Consider the following 18247-nt stretch of genomic DNA (forward strand, 5'->3'; position numbering starts at 1 on the left):
AACTGCCATTCCCTTGAGAATAGCAGTTTAATCTTATTTAATTTTGTCTTCTTCGTAGTCGCCATTTGGGCAGACAACTTGTTTGCCACCACCACGAACTTTTTTCTCAACAAGATAGTGGTCACATCTTGGACAGGAACGTCCGACTGGCTTGTCCCAAGAAGTAAATTCACACTCTGGGTAGCGATCACAACCATAGAATAGACGATTGCGTTTGCTCTTGCGCTCAATCACCTGACCTTTTTGGCAAACTGGACAAGTCACACCGATTTCCTTGGTGATTTGTTTGGTATTGCGGCAGTCTGGGAAGTTGCTACAAGCGTAGAATTTTCCAAAACGACCTAACTTGATGACCATTTCATGACCACAAACATCACAATCAAAACCAGCTGGTTCATCCTTGATTTGAATCTTCTCCATCTGGTCTTCAGCCTTAGAAAGTTCCACTTTAAATGGTTGGTAGAAACCATCGATAACCTTCTGCCACTGCTCCTTCCCGATTTCTACATCATCCAATTTCTGTTCCATATCAGCTGTAAACTTGACATTAACGATATCTGGGAAGAATTCGACAATGAGTTTATTGACAATCTCACCCAACTCTGTCGGTTCAAATCGCTTAGCAGCAAGCTTAACATAATAACGTTTCTGAATGGTTTCAATGGTTGGTGCGTAGGTTGACGGGCGACCGACACCATTTTCTTCTAAGGTCTTGATTAAAGTTGCTTCTGAATAGCGAGCAGGCGGTTGAGTAAAATGCTGTTCAGGATTTGTTGTTGTTCTAACAACTGTATCTCCTTGCTCCATATCCGGCAACATCTTATTTTTATCAGAGTCATTATAGACTGCCATGTAACCATCGAATTTTACTTGACTACCATTGGCAGCGAAAATGACACCATTTTGCCCTAGGCGAACACTCATGGTATCAAAGACTGCCGCTGACATCTGACTAGCTACAAATCGATTCCAAATCAAGGTATAGAGACGAAGTTGGTCCTTATCCAAATACTTGGCAATAGACTCTGGTGTCAAATGAACATTTGACGGACGAATAGCCTCGTGGGCATCCTGGGCTCCTGTCGCATTTTTGACCTTGCTACCATGTTTTGAATAGGTTTCGCCAAAACGCTCTGTGATAAATTCTGCAGCCTGAGCTTGAGCAACAGGGCTAATACGGGTTGAATCCGTACGCATATAGGTAATCAAACCTTGAGTACCGCCCGTACCGAGACTAACTCCTTCATAGAGCTGTTGAGCAACCATCATGGTTTTACGGGTACGGAAGTTGATTTTATTGGCCGCATCCATCTGCATGGTCGAGGTTGTATATGGAAGTGGTGCATTTCGTTTGCGTTCCTTCCGCTCCACCTGCTCTACCAAGAAATCGTCTCCGTTTAGACGTGCCAAAATCTCCTTGACTTGCTCATTGTTTTCAACCTTGACTTTTTTACCGTCTAGCCCATAGAAACTAGCTTGGAATTTCTTGCTTCCTTTTTTAAAAGTCGCATCAATTGTCCAATATTCCTCTGGTTTGAAATTGTTGATTTCATTTTCACGGTCAATAATCAACTTGAGGGCGACAGATTGTACTCGCCCTGCCGACAAGCCCTTTTTAACTTTTTTCCAGAGAATTGGCGAAATGGAATACCCTACAATACGGTCCAAGACACGACGAGCTTGTTGGGCATCGACCAAGTCATGATTGATGGCACGTGGCTCCTTAAAGGCATTTTTCACAGCATCTTTTGTAATTTCATTGAAAACAACACGGTTTTTGTCATTTTCATCTAGTCCCAAAATATGTGCCAAATGCCATGAAATTGCTTCACCTTCGCGGTCCGGGTCACTCGCCAGAAAGACTTGTTTGGCATTTTTAGCCTCTTTCTTCAAAGAATTGATAAGTGGTCCTTTACCTCGAATGTTGATGTATTCTGGTGCGTAGTTGTTGTCAAAGTCGATGGACATGCTTGATTTTTTCAAATCACGAATGTGGCCAACTGAGGCAACAACCTTATAATTTTTACCAAGATACTTCTCAATCGTTTTGGCCTTGGCAGGCGATTCCACAATGACAAGATTCTTCTTGGTTGCTGTTTTTTTCTTAGTAACTGATTTCGTAGCCATTCTTATACCTTACAATTATTTTTAACCTCACAAAGAATATACTATTTTTTAATCAGTGTCAAGATTTTTATTTTCCTATAGGAAAACTTATTTTAAAATTGATAGTCCAAAAGGATGTCCAAACCCGATGTGATGCACTTTGCGCCTTCTTGAATCAAATGATGACAGCCATCTGATTTTCCATCTAAAATAGAACCCGGAATGGCATAAACTTCTCTTCCTTCTTCCAAGGCACGTTCGCAAGTAATCAAGCTACCAGACCGCATTTTAGCCTCGCAAACCACTAACCCTTCTACCAAACCAGCAATGATCCGATTCCGTTCAGGGAAATGGTATTTGAGTGGCTGGGCACCCGGTTCATACTCTGTCAGCACCAAATGGTGTTTGCCAATGTAGGTCTGTAAGTCCTTGTTTTCTTTCGGATAGATCTTATCCAAACCTGTTCCAATTACAGCAATGGTTTGACCTCCATTTTTCAGACTTGCAATATGAGCTGCAGTGTCGATTCCTCTCGCTAAACCGCTAACGATGACAAAGCGATTGTTGAGTTCCTTGATAATCTTCTGCACAGACTGAACGCCATTTTTACTAGCATTTCGGGTACCAACAACTGCTAGTTTTGATTTTTCCAGCAATTCTAAATCCCCTTGATAAAACAAAAGTACCGGCGGATTGTAAATCTGTTTGAGTGCCAAAGGATAGATGTCATCCAAAATTGAAAATGATAGATACTTATTAAATTCCTCGCGACAGGCTTTTGTATCTAGATTCTTATAATTTTCCATAAATAGCACTGGATTTTTACATTCAGACACTACCGCAACATTGCGTAAGGTCAATTTTTTACCATGTTTTTCTTGATAGGCCAAAACTTTATTCACATTAAGATTGGTCAAGCCTGCTTTTTTCCATTTAAACAATTCAAAATTATTCATTTTCTTCACCTCACTATTATTATTCGTAAAGGAAAGAAAAAATGGGAGTGGGAAAGAACTCGACCCCAAAAAGAGTTCGTCTTCCCACCCCCGCACAGTTGATTAGGTCAGATTTGGAGTGTGAGACACGAACAAATCTGCCAATCAACCACTGCGCTGAGATGTTGACAAGAACTCTGAGAAGTGACGCTGTCCCCTTAATTTTTGAGGTATTTCTTTTATCACACGCGCAGGATTACCCGCTAAAACAACATTATCACCAAAAGATTTGGTCACAACTGCTCCTGCTCCAACAACCACATTATCGCCCAAGGTCACACCTGGTAAGATAATGGCACCGCCACCAGCCCAGAAGTTATCTCCAATGGTAATTGGAGCCCCGTACTCCAAACCAGAATTGCGTTCGTCAGGGTCCAAGGGATGCAAGGGTGTCAACAATTGCACATTGGGACCGAGCATGGCATTTTTCCCAATTCGTATCGGACAGACATCAAGCATAGTACAGTTAAAATTAGCATAGAAATCCTCTCCGACATGAATGTTACTTCCGTAATCGCAGTAGAAATTTGGCTCCATGTAAATCCGCTCACCTGTAGCTCCAAACCAATTTTTCAATTGCTCCGAACGGGCTTGACCATCTAATTCTTCGTTAAATTTTTTCATCTGTTGGCGGGCAAAGGTTCGCATCTCTCTCAATTCAGCATCTGCCGCCATATAACATTGCCCAGCTATCATCTTTTCTTTTTCTGTAGGCATATATTTACTCCTTTTTTTATTCTTACTACTAATCATAGGATTTCTCATTCTAAAAGTCAATCCTTCTTGACAAGTCCAGCTAAGATTTGGTATTGTTCTTATTAATTTAAACCAACGAAAGAGGGAATCATGCAAGAAAAACATGAACAAACTATAACTTTGACTACTGCAGAATTGCTTGGGTTGATACAAACTGAATCGGTGCAATTACTAGACGTTCGTGACCCAGAAGAATATTCAGCTGGTCATATTGATGGTGCTATTAATTGTCCCATGGATCGGATTGCCACATTTGATGGACCAGTCGACCAACACTATCTCCTCATCTGTAAGAGCGGAAAACGTAGCAAGCTGGCCAGAGAAATCCTGTCATCTAAAGGATTTAAGGCAAATGATATTGCAGGTGGCATGGATGCTTGGGACGGATTGATTGTGAAATGAGGGTATTTCGGAAAGGAAGTACCCTTTTTCTTTACTTTATTTTTTAAAAATTATATAATCTAGTTATGGATACTAGATAAAAGAAGGTAGATAATCATGAAACAAACTATTCCCTACTGGCATGAATTACCTGATTTAGATTTATATTTGGACCAAGTTCTGCTGTATGTTAATCAGACGACCACTTCATCAGAGCTATTGGAACAAAAAAGTTTGACGGCCTCTATGATAAACAACTACGTCAAACATAAACAGCTTGAAAAACCTGTTAAGAAAAAATATCAAAAACAGCAAGTTGCCCGCTTGATTGCCTTGACTATCTTAAAAAATGTCTTTTCTATTCAAGAAATCAGTCAGACCTTAAATCTTCTTCTCCACTCGAACAACTCTGAAACCTTATACAATCATTTTGTTGACTGCATGCGAAATGAGGAGAGCGATGAAACGCCTGACATCATTCGTTATGCCTGCCAGTCTGTTAAACTATATTACAAAACCCGTCAACTCACCATGGAGTTAGAAAGGAGTCACCATGAATCCTAGTTTGAAATTAAGCCTGAAATTGTCTTTTGGCGAAGAAGTCGCAAATACTGTCACCCATGCAGTCGGTGCCTTGCTTATGTTGGTCTTACTCCCCATTACTGCTATCCATTCTTTTCAAGATTATAACATGACCGCTGTGGTCGGCATGTCCATCTTTGTCATCAGCCTATTTCTCATGTTCCTATCCTCCTCCATCTACCACTCCATGCCTTATGCTTCTACTCACAAATACATCCTAAGGATTATCGACCACAGCATGATTTACATTGCTATCGCTGGAAGTTACACACCTGTAGCACTTTCCTTGGTCGGTGGCTGGTTGGGATATCTAATTGTTGGTTTGCAATGGGGATTGACCATTTTCGGTATTCTCTACAAAATATTTGCTAAAAAAATCAATGAAAAATTCAGCCTTTTCCTCTATCTCTTTATGGGATGGTTGGTTGTCTTTATCTTGCCAGCTATTCTGCAAAAGACTGGACTTGTTTTCGGAATTTTGATGCTAGCTGGTGGTTTATCTTATACTATTGGAGCCCTCTTCTACGCCAAGAAAAAGCCTTACTTCCACATGATTTGGCATCTCTTTATCCTACTGGCTTCAGCACTTCAGTATATCGCCATTGTCTACTTTATGTTGTGACCTATGTTACGAGTTCACAGATTATTGATACTTGGCTACTTTTGAAATTTCTTGAGCAGGTGATTCATACTCATTTAAAATCAAAAATAGCTATCTACCAATAAAAGTAGATGTAGATGGTTTCGATTTTGAATTTTTTCAAAAGAAAACAACATGCTTAAAATTAATGATTCGTAACTCGAACATAAATAGAACAGTTTTGCGTATTATAAATAATTTACGCTTGCTATTTTTGAACTTAACTGAGTATCAGTATAAACAAAAAATAAAACGCATAAAACCATCGTTATAAGTGAAACGTATAGTTTTATGCGTTTTTCTACTGCTATTAGAATACCTTAGTATACAAACTGAATTCGATTCATCATAATACTAACTATTCAAAAATAATATACACTACTTTTTTTACGTCATCCAATTGTATCCAACTTGTATTTGGATTGGTATAAAATGATATAGATTGTTGACTGATTTCTTGATTCTCTTCTATTGTTGAAGGAATATAGTTCACACCTTCTAACTTTAAAAAGTTATCACTTCGTCCTTGACTTGGTAAAGGATCCCACCAAAAGAAACTCTTACCAACTGGTTCTCCAGCAATAATAAATGGAATTCGATTTCCTTGATACTTACCAATAAATTGCACACGATAGTCAGAGTTTGGAATTGCTTTCTTAATTGTTTGAGCCAAGTTGCGATCGTCTTGATACTGACGGTAATTCTGATATACCAAAAAGACTGTAATCATTGTGAAAGTAATCAAGGATAATTCTATGAAATGTTTTAGCTTTTTCTTTTTACCATAATAAATTGACGAAAAGATAATACCTACTACAAATGGAAACGTAGGAAATAAAGCACGGTATTGCAAATTTCCTACAGCAGCTAAAGTTAAGAAAGGTGAACAATAAAATGCAGATTTAAGAAAAAAACTGCTCATATCTATCTTTTTCGAAAATAATTCAAATAAAAAATAAATAGTAACAAAAACTATGATAACAATCGCCAATAGAGATACTTTACTTAAAAACAAAATATGAAGGTAATCACTATTTCCATTTTGTTGATTGAATAAGTGGTTAAGTAACCAATACACCCCCAAACTAAAACAAGGTGCTAAAAAGAGTTTCAATATAACTAACCGTGGTTTCAATGTATCCTTATTTTGTAGTAAAAAATAAGAAGTGCTAGCGATTATAAAGTCCAGAAAAGATTGGTAAACACTAATGGCGAATCCAAATATTAAAATCGGAATCAACCAAGTATACCAGTTGGTTGATGTTGAAAAATAATAAGCAGATAAAACTACCAATAAACAGGTAAAAACCACTTCTGCATTTTGTAATTGAAAATAAATCTGAAAATAAGTAATCGGCAAGGATAAGAAAGTTAGAGAAAATATAATAAGATGAACTTTTAATTTTTTACTTACAAAGTACAAAAAGAAACCCAGGCCTATTATCATTATTAGGTTATTTAAAATTGGAGAATATCCTGTTGGAAAAAAGAGTTTTTTCAAACCAACTAGACCAATCCGTCCTATTGTTTCCCAAGAAAATAACAAATAGTCATAATGAAGAATTGCATTTTCTGTATCAATCCCAACAGTTGGAAAGATAATAAAGTGCCCCAAAAATAATATTGGAAGGAGATAGGCCCAAATCAAGTCTTTAAATCGTATAAAAAATCTCATTTTTCCTCCTAATGCATTAAACTGATAATCATTCCAATCAGATAAAGGACTGACACGATGCTCAAAAATACCAAATGCGCCTTTCGACTCATGACCACATAGCCAACAAATTCCCGAATGAAAGCATTAAGGCTAAAGTAAAATTTGGTTTTTGCACCGTAGCCGATACACTTGATTTTCAATTGTCGTGCCAATAGCAGAGCTCTGAAAACGTGATAGTAATTGGTTACAAGGGCAAATCGACTGCCAGGTTTCATCAGGGCATAGGAAAATTTCAAGTTTTCCTCGGTATTGGTTGATTGGTTTTCTATCACAATATCTTCCAAAGGAATACCCTGTTCCATGGCATAATTAGCCATGGCCTGCCCCTCTGCCAAGAGTTCATCAGGACCCTGTCCGCCTGACATGATGAGCTTGCTGCCAGGATGTTTCTGGTAGATCGCTATGCCTTTTTCAATCCGCGAAGCCAAAAGTGGCGTTACCTTGTCACCAATCAAGCCAGCACCTAAGACCACCACATAATCAAGCTTGCCTGGGAAGAGATTGACCAAGTTGACAAAGCTAGACGTGGTATAGAGCATGCTGATGAAAATGGCATAGGACACTAAGAATCCAATATACACGAACAGCATGTTGAAAAAGCTGATACCTGAAAGAGATTGAACCACAAAGGGAGCGAAGAAGAGATAGAAAGTCAGGGCAACCGCCAGTCCCATGGATAGGAAATTATGGAAGCGAATCCCTTCTCTCTTCAAAATCTGAAATCCATTTAGATAAAGTGTAAAAAGCAAGACAAATGGACCACTGAACAAGGCTAAAAAAAGCACCATCGCCATGGTTATAGCCAGCAAGCGTAAGATTTCATTGTTTTCGAGAATGCCTGTTGAGATAATCCATGCCAAGGCCCAGACGAGGATGTTCAAGGCAAACAGTGAGATAAAAATCGACCGCCGCTCCCAGAAATAGACGAGAGCAAACAAACCGATAGCCGCTAAAAATAAGCAGAAAAAGACTGTCAAGACTAGTTTCCCCCTGCTACCATAGACTTAATGGGCTCAAAGGTCTTACGGTGAATGGGCGTGATACCTAGATTGTTCAAGCCTTCCAAATGCTCTGCCGTTCCATAACCAGCATTCTTGGCGAAGCCGTAGCCTGAGAACTCCTTGTCATAATCCGCCATCATCTTGTCCCGCGTCACCTTGGCCACGATAGAGGCCGCTGCGATAGAAAGGCTGTTGGCATCCCCCTTGATGATAGAGGTTTGCGGTATGGAGGTATCCAACTTCATAGCATCTATCAAAAGGTGTTCAGGCTCTTGGCTCAACTGCCCCAAAGCCTCTAGCATAGCTAACTTGGTCGCCTCGTAGATGTTGACCTGGTCGATGACAGCTGCATCTTTGACGCCCACACCGACTGCCACGGCTCGCTCCATGACTTCTTGATAGATTGACTCGTGCTTGGACTTGGGGATTTTCTTGGAATCGTTGAGGTAGCGGATTTTGCACCCTTTGGGCAAGATAACCGCAGCTGCCACCACAGGACCTGCTAGAGGCCCCCGGCCGACTTCGTCGATACCAGCGATTAACTCCACCCCATTTTCATAAAGGGCTTTTTCGTAAGATAGCATAGCTTCTAAGCGAGCATCTTCTGCCGCTTCTTTTTCCAGCTCCTTTTGGCGTTTCTTGATAGCAGCCTGGACCCCTGCTCGCTCATCCTGAGCCAAGTCCGCCCAGACAGGGCTGTCTATACTGTCCACCTGAGCCAGCAGAGCAGTCACTTCCTTAATCGTTGCCATCTAAGTCACTCACCCTGTCTAATGTATAAGTGCCCAAGCGCCCGTCCCGAACATCCTTGACAAAGAGGTTGTAAAAACGGTCATAATCATCACGGAAGCCCAGTTTCTTGGTCCAATCCATGATGAGTTCAGGCGTTTCCTGCTCCAAATCCATGCCCTTGAACCGCTCTTGCAAGCGTTCTGGGTAGTTGGCCTTGAAATAGTCCAAACCAAAAATAGTCACTTCATCCATAGGCAAGAGTTGGTCCTTAATGGCTCCAGTCAGAGCCAACTTAAGTCCAACTTCCTGATCCTCAAACTTAGGCCAGAGAATCCCTGGTGTATCAAGGATTTCAAGGTCCTTGTTTGACTTGAGCCACTGTTGGCCTTTGGTCACACCTGGTTTGTTGCCGACAACGGCGATTTTCTTACCAGCCAGACGGTTCATGAGGGTTGATTTTCCAGCGTTTGGAATACCGATAATCATGGTTCGCAAGGTCTCTTTTTGAATCCCTCTTTCGCGGAGACGTTCAATCTTGTCTTTCATCAAACTCTTGGCTGCGTCGGTCACCTTTTTCACCGTCGCTTGTTCTTTTGAGTTGATAGCAAGGGTACGAATGCCCTGACCTTCAAAATAGCTCTGCCATTCTTTGGTACGAACAGGGTCTGCCAAATCGACCTTGTTGAGAATCATGAGCTTGGGCTTGTCGCCGACAATCTTGGTCAGCATAGGATTTTGGCTAGATAGGGGCAGGCGAGCATCGACCAAAATGGTCACGAAATCAACGTGCTTGATGTTCTCCTGCACCTGCCTGCGAGCCTTGGACATATGGCCCGGAAACCATTGAATAATTGCCATGGGGTCCTCCTAAATATGATTCATTGAAAAAAGCCGTAAAAACGGCTTGTTTTTTTATTATTATAGCAGAAAATCAATATTTTGTCTTACTTGTTCCTCTTAAATTCTCTCCCGTAACTTTTCGACAAAGAGATAGGCTGCGGGACAAATCAGAGTATTTTTTATTGTTAAATTGTTGATTTGATAAATCTTCTTGCGGTCAGTATGCGGAAATTCTCGACAGGCTTTGGGACGAGCATCATAGATACTACATAGATTATCGCCTCCAAGGAAGGGACAGGGCATGGATTGAAATACCTTATCTCCGTCCTCATCCACACGCAAATACATATCCTCAAAAACTGGAAGTTTCATGCGTAAATGCTTGGCAATTCGGGTAATATCTGCTTCTGTAAAGAGCGGTCCCAACGTTTTGCAACAGTTGGCACACTCTGTACAGTCGATTTCAGAAAATACTTCGGCATGAATATCTTGAACAATTCTATCCAAATTTTTAGGTGCTTTTTTCTTCAAATTTGCTAGAAATTTTCGATGTTCTCCTTGCTTCTGCTGGGCCAATTGCTTGTATCTTTCAATGTCGACGGTCATAAACTCTCCTTTTCGACCACTATTATACCACAAACTAGCTATTGAGCTCTGCTATTTTTCAAAACCTTCTTCAGAAAAAATCCTGCGGGAAACTTCGGCTACAGGTAGACCAATAATGGTGTGAATATCCCCAGAAATACCTGCTACAAAGCGTGGATCCAGCTCCTGAATACCGTAGGCACCGGCCTTATCCAGTGGCTGCTTTTCACGGATATATGATTGAATAACCTCTTCAAGGGCTGGATAATAGTCGACAAAATCAATCTGTGCAACCGTATAAAAAACATCTAGTGAGTGTCTTGTCCGTAGGCAGACAGATGTTACAACGTGATGGCTCTTTCCAAAATAGGAACGTAATATGGTTTCAGCTTCTGTCAAATCTTGAGGCTTGTTAAAAATTTGCCCATCTGACACGACGATTGTATCCGCAGAAATGTAGAGATGACCAGTTACCAAATCCATGTCCGACTTGGCTTTGGAAATTTCACAACAAGTTTTTGCAGCTCGAGTGAGAAAATCATCTGTAGCGAATTGTTTCATAAAATGTTCTTCGATACCACGCTCATCCACTTCAACTGATGCGATTTGTGGTTGTAAAAATCCCAATAATTGTTTACGACGTGGGGAGTTGCTAAGCAGAACGTAAGAACTAATCTGCTCACGATCCCCCTCTTTTTGATATTGAAATACAGTTTGCATGTTTCCTCCAGTCAAAAACAGAGTCCGAAGACCCTGTTTTCAGATGATTGATTAGTTTTCTTTTCTCCGACCTACTGCCATGGCCAGTCCTGCAAGACCTAAACCAAACAGGCTGAGCGTCAGATTCATCTGGTCACCAGTATTTGGCAAGACTCCTGCTTTTGTAGTTTTTACTGGACTTGCTACTTCTGGTTTTTTATCTCCTACTTTTGGAGAATCAACTGGGACCTTCTTGTCCGTTGCTGAAGTATTTTGTGCTTGATTAGATGGTGAATCTGTATTTTCGGCTGGAACAGTTTCTGGATTTGATGCTGGATTTTCTGGATCAGTATCCAATAAAATCTCGATAAAGTCTGGGTAGCCATCTTCATCCGTATCAATGCTTGAATTTACAGGAATGATACGTGAATATGGGTTGACAACCTCATAAGCTGATAAGTCAGCTGTCTTTAGGTATTCAGCAAAGACGCTGTCCATTGAAGGACCTTCTTCACGTGCTCCGCCAAGCATTGTGTAGCCGTCACCACCAGCAGCAAGGAAGTCATTTGTTGCTAAATAGTACGTTTTTTCAAGATCCAAGGCGTCATATTCGCCAGTCTCTGGATTAAGAATACCGATAAGAAGAACACGTTCTTCTACAGGAAGAGTTGGATCGTAGAATACATTTGCTCCTGAAATGTGTAGGAATCCACCACTAGCTTCAAAGAGCGGCATGCCATTTTCATCTAAAAGCATCTCGCCAGTTTCTGGATTCACTTGCAATGTAGATGATAAAGACTTGGTAAACATATCATAAATTTGCTGACCAGTTACAGTGATTTGGGAAACGATGTTACCAAATGGCAAGACAGCAATAATATCACCTTTTGTTACAGGCTGGTCCTTAGCAATTGTTGCACGTAGACCACCACCGTTAGTCACAGCAAGGCTAGTTTTGTTTGAAAATCCTGTTTGACCATATGCATAGATTGCATCTGTCACTGCATTCCCCAAGTTGGTTTCACGAACACGCACGTTTGGGCGGTCTCCGTTTAATTCCACTGGGTTATTTTCAATAACTACTTGAGCATTTTCGGCTTCATATTTTGCTTTAATTTCATCAACCAAGGCTGTAATTTTAGCATTTGGCGTCACATTTTTAGTATCCGCGGCAGAAATCAAACTAGCTTCACCCAATAATTTATCGGATTTCAAGGTTACTTTACCGATATTGTTCAAGTAAGAGCCTGTTTGATTATAAGTAACATTATCCCCATAGGTAGTAGCTTCTACCGTGTGGGAATGACCGTCGATAACAATAACACGTTTACCAGCTAATTTACTATTTTTAGAAAGTGCTTCAGCAAGAGTTGAGCCTCTCCATTCAACAGGTGTTGTTGAATCGACACCTAGGTGAGCTAGAATGATATAGTTCTTGTAAACACGATTATCTGCTAGAGCACGCGCTTCCACTTCGTCAATCACTTTATTGACTTCTGTGACTGGGTCGGTAAACGTTACTCCCTCAACATTTTTCGGATGGGTTTTTGTAGCAGTTTCAGGTGTTGTTACACCGATAACTACAAATTCATCACCTACAACAGTTGGAGTTTTATCGACGATAGTTGAAGCTTCAAAAACACGAGCGCCATTAACGTAAGTGTTAGCACTCAATAGCGGGAAGTTCAAGGTTTCCTTGTACTTGATTGCTTGATCCATCCCAAAGTCAAATTCATGGTTACCAACAGCCATTGCATCATAGCCGACTTGGTTCATGATATTGGCGCGGTCTTCACCTTTTGTAGAGTTGGAAATGGGAAGTCCTTGGAAGGCATCACCAGCATCTACTACAATTGTATTCTCTACTTTGGCACGTTCTTCTTCAATGACTGCCGCAGCCTTTGCGTCACCGATGACATTCTTTTCTTCAAGAATGCGACCGTGAACGTCGTTTGTGTGGATAATGACTGCCTCTACTGTTTCTTCCGCAACAGGGACAACAGTTTCCTCCGTTGCTACGTTTTCAACTGACGTTGCTGGTACCGTAGCAGTTGCATCAGTCGTTGCTGGCTGATTGGTTGTGGTAGCTGCAGTCGTTGTCTCAGCAGCTTGTACTTGTTGAGCTAAAACAAATGGAGCCAACAAGAGTGTGGACATTACAGGCAACAAGATTTTTTTCTTTTTCATAAATAGACCTTTCTTCGGCATTTTTTATATCTCTATTATACACTTTTTAACAAAAAACAAAAACATTAAAATCGCTTACATGTTAAAAAGGTTCGAAATAAGCGAATTAGCTATCTAATCCGCTCATTTCCTATTTACCAAATACTATTTGTCCATTTGCAATGGTGTAAAGGACCTGTCCTTTCAGACTATCACCAACAAACGGAGAATTAGCAGACTTCGAGGCAAAATCTGCTGTAACCAACCGATTTGCATTTGGTTCAAAAATAACAAGGTCAGCTGGGCCATTTTCAGCAAGATAGCCAGCATCAAGGCCATAGAGCTTGGCTGGATTAATCGTCATTTTCTCCAGCAATTGCACGAGTGTCAGATGCCCTTCTTCCACCAGATGCGTCAAACCAAGTGAAAGCGAGGTTTCCAAGCCTGTCATTCCTGATGGGGCCTTTGTGAGATCTTCTACATTTTTCTCATCTGCGTGATGAGGAGCATGATCCGTCGCAATGACAGAGATAACACCAGATTTCAACCCATCAATCACAGCCAAGCGATCACTTTCTAATCGTAGCGGAGGGTTCATCTTAGCATTGGCACCTTTTGTTAGAAGTAAGTCCTCAGTTCGTGAAAAATGTTGGGGGGCTACTTCTGCCGTGACGTTTGCTCCGAGACCTTGAACAAATTCAACCACCTTGACCGACTCGGCTTTGGATAGATGCTGGATATGAACACGCGCACCCGTTTCATAGGCAATCATGACATCGCGAGCGACCATGCTGTATTCTGCTACGCCAGTTGCTCCACAAACATGAAAATGTTTTTCAGCTACTTGCTCGTTTAGTCCCAAGACACCATTCAGGTCAGGGTCTTCTTCATGCAGGCTGATGAGACAGCCCTGCTCTTTGGCTAATTTCATAGCTTGTCTAACCACGCCAGCATTTGTCAAAGGAATACCGTCGTCCGAAAAGGCCACCGCTCCAGCTTCTAGCAAGGCAGGAAAATCGGTCAGGTTTTGCCCATCGAAATGATCTGTAATGGTTGCTACACTATAAATGTGAATAGCTTCTTTTTTAGCGGAATCCAATACTTCTTTTAAGGTTTCAACATTTGAAATCGTCGGATTAGTATTAGCCATCATGACAACAGAAGTAAAACCACCCGCTGCTGCAGAAAGAGCTCCTGTATGAATATCTTCTTTATGGGTCTGACCAGGCTCCCGAAAATGCACATGAACATCGACCAAACCAGGAGCAACGACTAATCCTGTCGCATCAATCACCTGTTCAACGTCAGCAGAAATCGACTCCGCGATCTTAACAATCTTACTTCCGTCCATCAAGATGTCGCAAACCTTGTCTAAACCTGATTGCGGATCCAACACTCGACCATTTTTCACTAATAACATTCATATTCTCCTTTGTAGTACCAAAGCCATTACCATCTACTATCGAAGCCAATCAATTCCTGTTCTGCCTTGTGAAGTCAAGTAGGCATTTGCTTGTGAGAAGGGCTTGCTTCCAAAGAAACCTCTATAAGCTGAAAGAGGGCTTGGATGAGCAGATTCGATAACCAGATGTTTTGGATTGGTTATCAACGCCTTTTTCTTGCGAGCATAAGCACCCCAAAGAATATAGACAACAGGCTGGTCTAAGCTATTGACCACCTTAATAACAGCGTCCGTAAAAGGCTCCCAAATTTGCCCTGCATGTCCATTTGCCTGACCTGCTGGAACAGTTAAACAAGCATTGAGCAAAAGCACACCTTGTTCCGCCCAGGCTGTCAAATCATGATCTTGTTTGACGCCAATATCATCCGTCAATTCTTTTAAGATGTTTTGAAGAGATGGCGGAGCTGGTACCGAGTTCGGAACAGAAAACGACAAGCCCTGTGCCTGACCAGGTCCGTGATAGGGATCCTGTCCCAAAATAACTACTTTAACCTCTTCCAAATCCGTTGTTTGAATGGCAGCAAATACCTTCTCACGAGGCGGATAAATGGTTCCACCAGCATAAACATGATCTAAAAACTGATTGATTTTACCAAAATAATGCTCTGGCAACTGTGCCTTTATCAATTCGTGCCAAGCTGAATGTTCCATAAACTGCTCCTAGTTTGAACTTTTCTCTTTAACAATATAAATCGGACGTTTCTTCGTTTCCAAGAAAACTTTTGCCAAATATTTACCGAGAATACCAATGGTCATCAACTGCAGACCTCCCAAAAATAGGATGATACAAATAGTCGACGGCCAGCCAATTGTAGGATCTCCGAACACCAAGGTTTTGAAAACCACAAAAACCATTAGAACTAGCGACAACAGGAAGGTGAAGAAACCTGTATAGGAGGCAATATTCAAAGGTGTATCTGAAAAATTGATGATTCCTTCAATAGAATAAGAAAGCAATTTCCAGAAAGACCAACTAGTTTCACCAGCGACCCTCTCAACATTTTCATATGGCAAGTATTCTGTCTCGAATCCAACCCAAGCAAAAATGCCTTTTGAAAAGCGATTGTATTCAGACACAGATAGAATAGCATCTACCATGTGACGACGCATGAGACGGAAATCACGGGCACCGTCTACTACCTCGACCTGGCTGATTTTATTCATCAATTTGTAGAATAATTTTGCAAAAAAGCTTCGAATCGGTGGCTCACCATCACGACTGACACGACGGGTTCCAACGCAATCTAAATCTGGATTTCCATCCAACATAGCCTTCATTTCCATCAACATTTCAGGTGGATCTTGCAAATCAACATCCATGACAGTCACTAGTTCACCTTTCGCAGCTTGTAGACCTGCATAGAGAGCAGCTTCTTTCCCGAAATTCCTTGAAAAGGAAAGATAGCGAACAGCTCGATCTTGACCAGACAATTGGCGTAAAACCGTTAATGTCCTATCCTTTGAACCATCATTGACAAAAATATACTCAAATTGTTCCCCCATCTCCTTACGAACTTTCTCCATAGCATCGTAAAAATAGGGAATTGCCTCTTCTTCATTAAAACAAGGCACGATAACTGAAATCATGTTCTTCTCCTCATACGGTCAATTATTGTATTCTCAAAATACGTTAGAGACTATTATACCATTTTACAGGATAAGTTCCCAGAAATCGTGCGTGGGCTCGTTTTAAATCTAGTCTTCCTGCCAAGTTTCTTGATTTTGACGGAACTTTTTAAGCAGATTCAAACCATCTGCATTGATATATCCCTGTACTTTTGCGACCTTGATTAACTCTGAATAATTGCTGAGCGTCACCAATTTCACGCCAGCATTGTCAAAATTACGATCTGCCTTTGGCAATTCATAAGTAAAGATTGCCACAACACCAATAACGTCAGCGCCTTCACGCTCAGCTGCTGCTACGGCATCTAGAACAGACCCTCCAGTAGAAATCAAGTCTTCAACGACAACCATTTTTTGTCCCTTGACGATGCGCCCCTCTAATTGATTCCCTGCACCATGGTCTTTTGGTTTGCTACGGATATAAGCAAATGGCAAATTCATCCGATCTGCAATGATAGCGCCATGAGGAATACCTGCTGTGGCCGTTCCGGCAATCACCTCAACCTCAGGAAATTCCTCTTCAATGCGTTGGACAAAGCCATCTTCAATCAAATTTCGAGTTTCAGGATAAGATAGTGTAATACGATTATCTGTATAGATAGGGGATTTGATACCTGATGCCCATGTAAACGGCTTTTCAGGGCGCAGATGAACTGCCTTAATATCCAATAAGTGTGATGCGATTTCTGTTGCTAGTGTCATAATAGACCTCCTTCTAAATGCGTACCATTCCAACATGACCATCCCGCCGAATAGCCTGTCACTCCTAAAGTATTGGTTCAATCTATGAACCCTACAAAAAACTATATTTATCCCTGTTGAATTCTTACAGACTTCTCCTAGTCCACCATTTCAATCCATGAATTAAAATACTGTTCAATGAAATTGGTTTTCTCTTTTATTTCTGTCACGGTAAGTTTTTCATCAAGACCTGTCAGAACCCATTTATCCTCAACATCATCTCTGCGATGGATAATCGTGACCAATTTCCCCTCGAAAGCTGTCAAAGGCTGCCGAACATCTTTGGAAATGATGTAAACATCTTGCTCTTCACCATCTCCAGCCAATAGATTTGGGACGTAGCCGTAATTGATGGGGTACTGGTTGCCAAATTTATCAATATACCCGATAGGTCTATCGATGATAACCTGATAAACCTTATTCACGATTCCATTCCTCTTTAATAGACAAATAGGTCTGGTAAGGATGGTCGGCTCTCGTAATCGGGCGACCTACTACGATGTAATCACTACCGATTCGAGCAGCATCTGCTGGTGTCATAACTCGTTTCTGATCGCCTACTTCACCGCCAGTCGGACGAATCCCTGGCGTCAGGCACACAAAATCAGAACTTGTGGCATCTTTAATCAAAGCCACCTCATGCGCTGAACAAACCACCCCATCAAGACCAGCTTCTTGTGCTCTTTGAGCATAATGAACAACCGCTTCCTGCAAACTAGTCTGTATATTCTGGTCTGTTCTCATCTGCTCCTCTGAGGTAGAGGTCAACTGAGTGACCGCTATTAAAACAGCATCCTTACCCAATCCCCTTCGTGCTGCCCGCATCATCTCAACACCACCAGCAGCGTGAACGTTGGTCATATCCACACCGAGTTTTGCCAAGACTTTCATAGCAGACTCGACGGTATTAGGAATATCATGCAGTTTCAAATCTAGAAAAATACTGTGACCGCAGCCTTTCAAATAATTGATAATACCTGGTCCCTCCGCATAATACAACTCCATTCCAACCTTTACATAGAGTTTCTCATCTGCTGGAAACTGTTCCAGAAAAGACTGAACTTCTTCTTTACCTGCAAAGTCAAGGGCAATAATTGGTCTTGTTTCTTTCATAAAATCCTTTCATTTACACAAAAATCCCTGCCAAATCGGTCAGGGATGTGCACGAATTCAGCTTGAAAATCACCTTTCAAGCCTATTACATGACACCTTCCTAGC

19 protein-coding genes are annotated in these 18247 nt (G+C 41.2%); 3 read left to right on the forward strand and 16 right to left on the reverse strand.

Annotated elements, in window-relative coordinates:
* Positions 1-33: 33 nt before the first annotated feature.
* From topA to SST62_RS0110210, 3 genes are all read right to left on the reverse strand, one after another.
* Complete coding sequence (topA, locus tag SST62_RS0110200; RefSeq protein ID WP_029187270.1) at positions 34-2127, reverse strand: type I DNA topoisomerase; 2094 nt, start codon at positions 2125-2127, stop codon at positions 34-36.
* Positions 2128-2219: 92 nt separating this feature from the next.
* Positions 2220-3062 (reverse strand): DNA-processing protein DprA, encoded by an 843-nt coding sequence (dprA, locus tag SST62_RS0110205; protein ID WP_029187271.1) that lies wholly within the window; start codon positions 3060-3062, stop codon positions 2220-2222.
* 144 nt (positions 3063-3206) lie between these two features.
* A complete protein-coding gene (locus SST62_RS0110210) occupies positions 3207-3818 on the reverse strand; it encodes a sugar O-acetyltransferase (protein ID WP_029187272.1) in 612 nt (203 codons plus the stop codon).
* A 129-nt stretch (positions 3819-3947) separates the two neighbouring features.
* Here SST62_RS0110210 and SST62_RS0110215 point away from each other — a divergent pair, with 129 nt between their 5' ends.
* From SST62_RS0110215 to trhA, 3 genes are all read left to right on the forward strand, one after another.
* Positions 3948-4259 (forward strand): rhodanese-like domain-containing protein, encoded by a 312-nt coding sequence (locus SST62_RS0110215; RefSeq protein WP_029187273.1) that lies wholly within the window; start codon positions 3948-3950, stop codon positions 4257-4259.
* Between the two features lie 96 nt (positions 4260-4355).
* Positions 4356-4802: a DUF1836 domain-containing protein gene (locus SST62_RS0110220; protein ID WP_029187274.1), complete on the forward strand. Its 447-nt coding sequence runs from the start codon at positions 4356-4358 to the stop codon at positions 4800-4802.
* Positions 4792-5442 carry a PAQR family membrane homeostasis protein TrhA gene (gene trhA / locus SST62_RS0110225; protein ID WP_029187275.1) on the forward strand — a complete coding sequence of 217 codons (651 nt, stop codon included), beginning with the start codon at positions 4792-4794 and terminating at the stop codon, positions 5440-5442. The genes SST62_RS0110220 and trhA overlap by 11 nt, the downstream gene beginning before the upstream one ends.
* 376 nt (positions 5443-5818) lie before the next feature.
* Here trhA and SST62_RS0110230 read toward each other — a convergent pair whose 3' ends face one another.
* The 13 genes from SST62_RS0110230 to pyrF form a co-directional block, all read right to left on the reverse strand.
* Positions 5819-7135 carry a glucosyltransferase domain-containing protein gene (locus SST62_RS0110230; RefSeq protein ID WP_029187276.1) on the reverse strand — a complete coding sequence of 439 codons (1317 nt, stop codon included), beginning with the start codon at positions 7133-7135 and terminating at the stop codon, positions 5819-5821.
* A gap of 8 nt (positions 7136-7143) precedes the next feature.
* Positions 7144-8154 (reverse strand): YdcF family protein, encoded by a 1011-nt coding sequence (locus SST62_RS0110235; RefSeq protein ID WP_029187277.1) that lies wholly within the window; start codon positions 8152-8154, stop codon positions 7144-7146.
* Between the two features lie 2 nt (positions 8155-8156).
* Complete coding sequence (locus SST62_RS0110240) at positions 8157-8930, reverse strand: ribonuclease HII (protein ID WP_029187278.1); 774 nt, start codon at positions 8928-8930, stop codon at positions 8157-8159.
* Positions 8917-9768, reverse strand: a complete 852-nt coding sequence (ylqF, locus tag SST62_RS0110245) for a ribosome biogenesis GTPase YlqF (protein ID WP_014636964.1) — start codon at positions 9766-9768, stop codon at positions 8917-8919. The genes SST62_RS0110240 and ylqF overlap by 14 nt, the downstream gene beginning before the upstream one ends.
* Before the next feature lie 99 nt (positions 9769-9867).
* A complete protein-coding gene (locus SST62_RS0110250; protein WP_002936504.1) occupies positions 9868-10356 on the reverse strand; it encodes a YkgJ family cysteine cluster protein in 489 nt (162 codons plus the stop codon).
* Between the two features lie 51 nt (positions 10357-10407).
* Entirely contained in the window at positions 10408-11055 is a 648-nt protein-coding gene (locus SST62_RS0110255) for a Maf family protein (protein WP_029187279.1), read from the reverse strand.
* A gap of 51 nt (positions 11056-11106) precedes the next feature.
* A complete protein-coding gene (nt5e, locus tag SST62_RS0110260; protein ID WP_032499450.1) occupies positions 11107-13221 on the reverse strand; it encodes a cell surface ecto-5'-nucleotidase Nt5e in 2115 nt (704 codons plus the stop codon).
* 130 nt (positions 13222-13351) lie between these two features.
* Entirely contained in the window at positions 13352-14620 is a 1269-nt protein-coding gene (locus tag SST62_RS0110265) for a dihydroorotase (RefSeq protein ID WP_029187281.1), read from the reverse strand.
* 39 nt (positions 14621-14659) lie between these two features.
* Entirely contained in the window at positions 14660-15313 is a 654-nt protein-coding gene (locus tag SST62_RS0110270; protein WP_002939547.1) for a uracil-DNA glycosylase, read from the reverse strand.
* 9 nt (positions 15314-15322) lie between these two features.
* On the reverse strand, positions 15323-16249 hold the full coding sequence (locus tag SST62_RS0110275) for a glycosyltransferase family 2 protein (protein WP_029187282.1): 927 nt from the start codon (positions 16247-16249) through the stop codon (positions 15323-15325).
* A gap of 108 nt (positions 16250-16357) precedes the next feature.
* Positions 16358-16990 (reverse strand): orotate phosphoribosyltransferase, encoded by a 633-nt coding sequence (pyrE, locus tag SST62_RS0110280; protein WP_014637891.1) that lies wholly within the window; start codon positions 16988-16990, stop codon positions 16358-16360.
* Positions 16991-17127: 137 nt separating this feature from the next.
* Positions 17128-17454, reverse strand: coding sequence for an inorganic diphosphatase (locus SST62_RS0110285; protein WP_029187283.1), 327 nt, complete (start codon positions 17452-17454; stop codon positions 17128-17130).
* Complete coding sequence (pyrF, locus tag SST62_RS0110290; RefSeq protein WP_029187284.1) at positions 17447-18142, reverse strand: orotidine-5'-phosphate decarboxylase; 696 nt, start codon at positions 18140-18142, stop codon at positions 17447-17449. Before pyrF ends, SST62_RS0110285 begins: the two co-directional genes overlap by 8 nt.
* Positions 18143-18247 lie beyond the last annotated feature (105 nt).

This window comes from Streptococcus suis YS56 (assembly GCF_000440115.1).
Taxonomy (GTDB): domain Bacteria; phylum Bacillota; class Bacilli; order Lactobacillales; family Streptococcaceae; genus Streptococcus; species Streptococcus suis_L.

Bases quoted from the DNA above. Each gene is read 5' to 3' on its own strand.
- SST62_RS0110220 (WP_029187274.1), top strand. From the start codon at position 4,356: ATGAAACAAACTATTCCCTACTGGCATGAATTACCTGATTTAGATTTA.
- SST62_RS0110255 (WP_029187279.1), bottom strand. From the start codon at position 11,055: ATGCAAACTGTATTTCAATATCAAAAAGAGGGGGATCGTGAGCAGATT.
- SST62_RS0110250 (WP_002936504.1), bottom strand. From the start codon at position 10,356: ATGACCGTCGACATTGAAAGATACAAGCAATTGGCCCAGCAGAAGCAA.
- SST62_RS0110215 (WP_029187273.1), top strand. From the start codon at position 3,948: ATGCAAGAAAAACATGAACAAACTATAACTTTGACTACTGCAGAATTG.
- SST62_RS0110210 (WP_029187272.1), bottom strand. From the start codon at position 3,818: ATGCCTACAGAAAAAGAAAAGATGATAGCTGGGCAATGTTATATGGCG.
- topA (WP_029187270.1), bottom strand. From the start codon at position 2,127: ATGGCTACGAAATCAGTTACTAAGAAAAAAACAGCAACCAAGAAGAAT.
- SST62_RS0110270 (WP_002939547.1), bottom strand. From the start codon at position 15,313: ATGGAACATTCAGCTTGGCACGAATTGATAAAGGCACAGTTGCCAGAG.
- nt5e (WP_032499450.1), bottom strand. From the start codon at position 13,221: ATGAAAAAGAAAAAAATCTTGTTGCCTGTAATGTCCACACTCTTGTTG.
- ylqF (WP_014636964.1), bottom strand. From the start codon at position 9,768: ATGGCAATTATTCAATGGTTTCCGGGCCATATGTCCAAGGCTCGCAGG.
- SST62_RS0110275 (WP_029187282.1), bottom strand. From the start codon at position 16,249: ATGATTTCAGTTATCGTGCCTTGTTTTAATGAAGAAGAGGCAATTCCC.
- pyrF (WP_029187284.1), bottom strand. From the start codon at position 18,142: ATGAAAGAAACAAGACCAATTATTGCCCTTGACTTTGCAGGTAAAGAA.
- dprA (WP_029187271.1), bottom strand. From the start codon at position 3,062: ATGAATAATTTTGAATTGTTTAAATGGAAAAAAGCAGGCTTGACCAAT.
- SST62_RS0110265 (WP_029187281.1), bottom strand. From the start codon at position 14,620: ATGTTATTAGTGAAAAATGGTCGAGTGTTGGATCCGCAATCAGGTTTA.
- SST62_RS0110240 (WP_029187278.1), bottom strand. From the start codon at position 8,930: ATGGCAACGATTAAGGAAGTGACTGCTCTGCTGGCTCAGGTGGACAGT.
- trhA (WP_029187275.1), top strand. From the start codon at position 4,792: ATGAATCCTAGTTTGAAATTAAGCCTGAAATTGTCTTTTGGCGAAGAA.
- SST62_RS0110230 (WP_029187276.1), bottom strand. From the start codon at position 7,135: ATGAGATTTTTTATACGATTTAAAGACTTGATTTGGGCCTATCTCCTT.
- pyrE (WP_014637891.1), bottom strand. From the start codon at position 16,990: ATGACACTAGCAACAGAAATCGCATCACACTTATTGGATATTAAGGCA.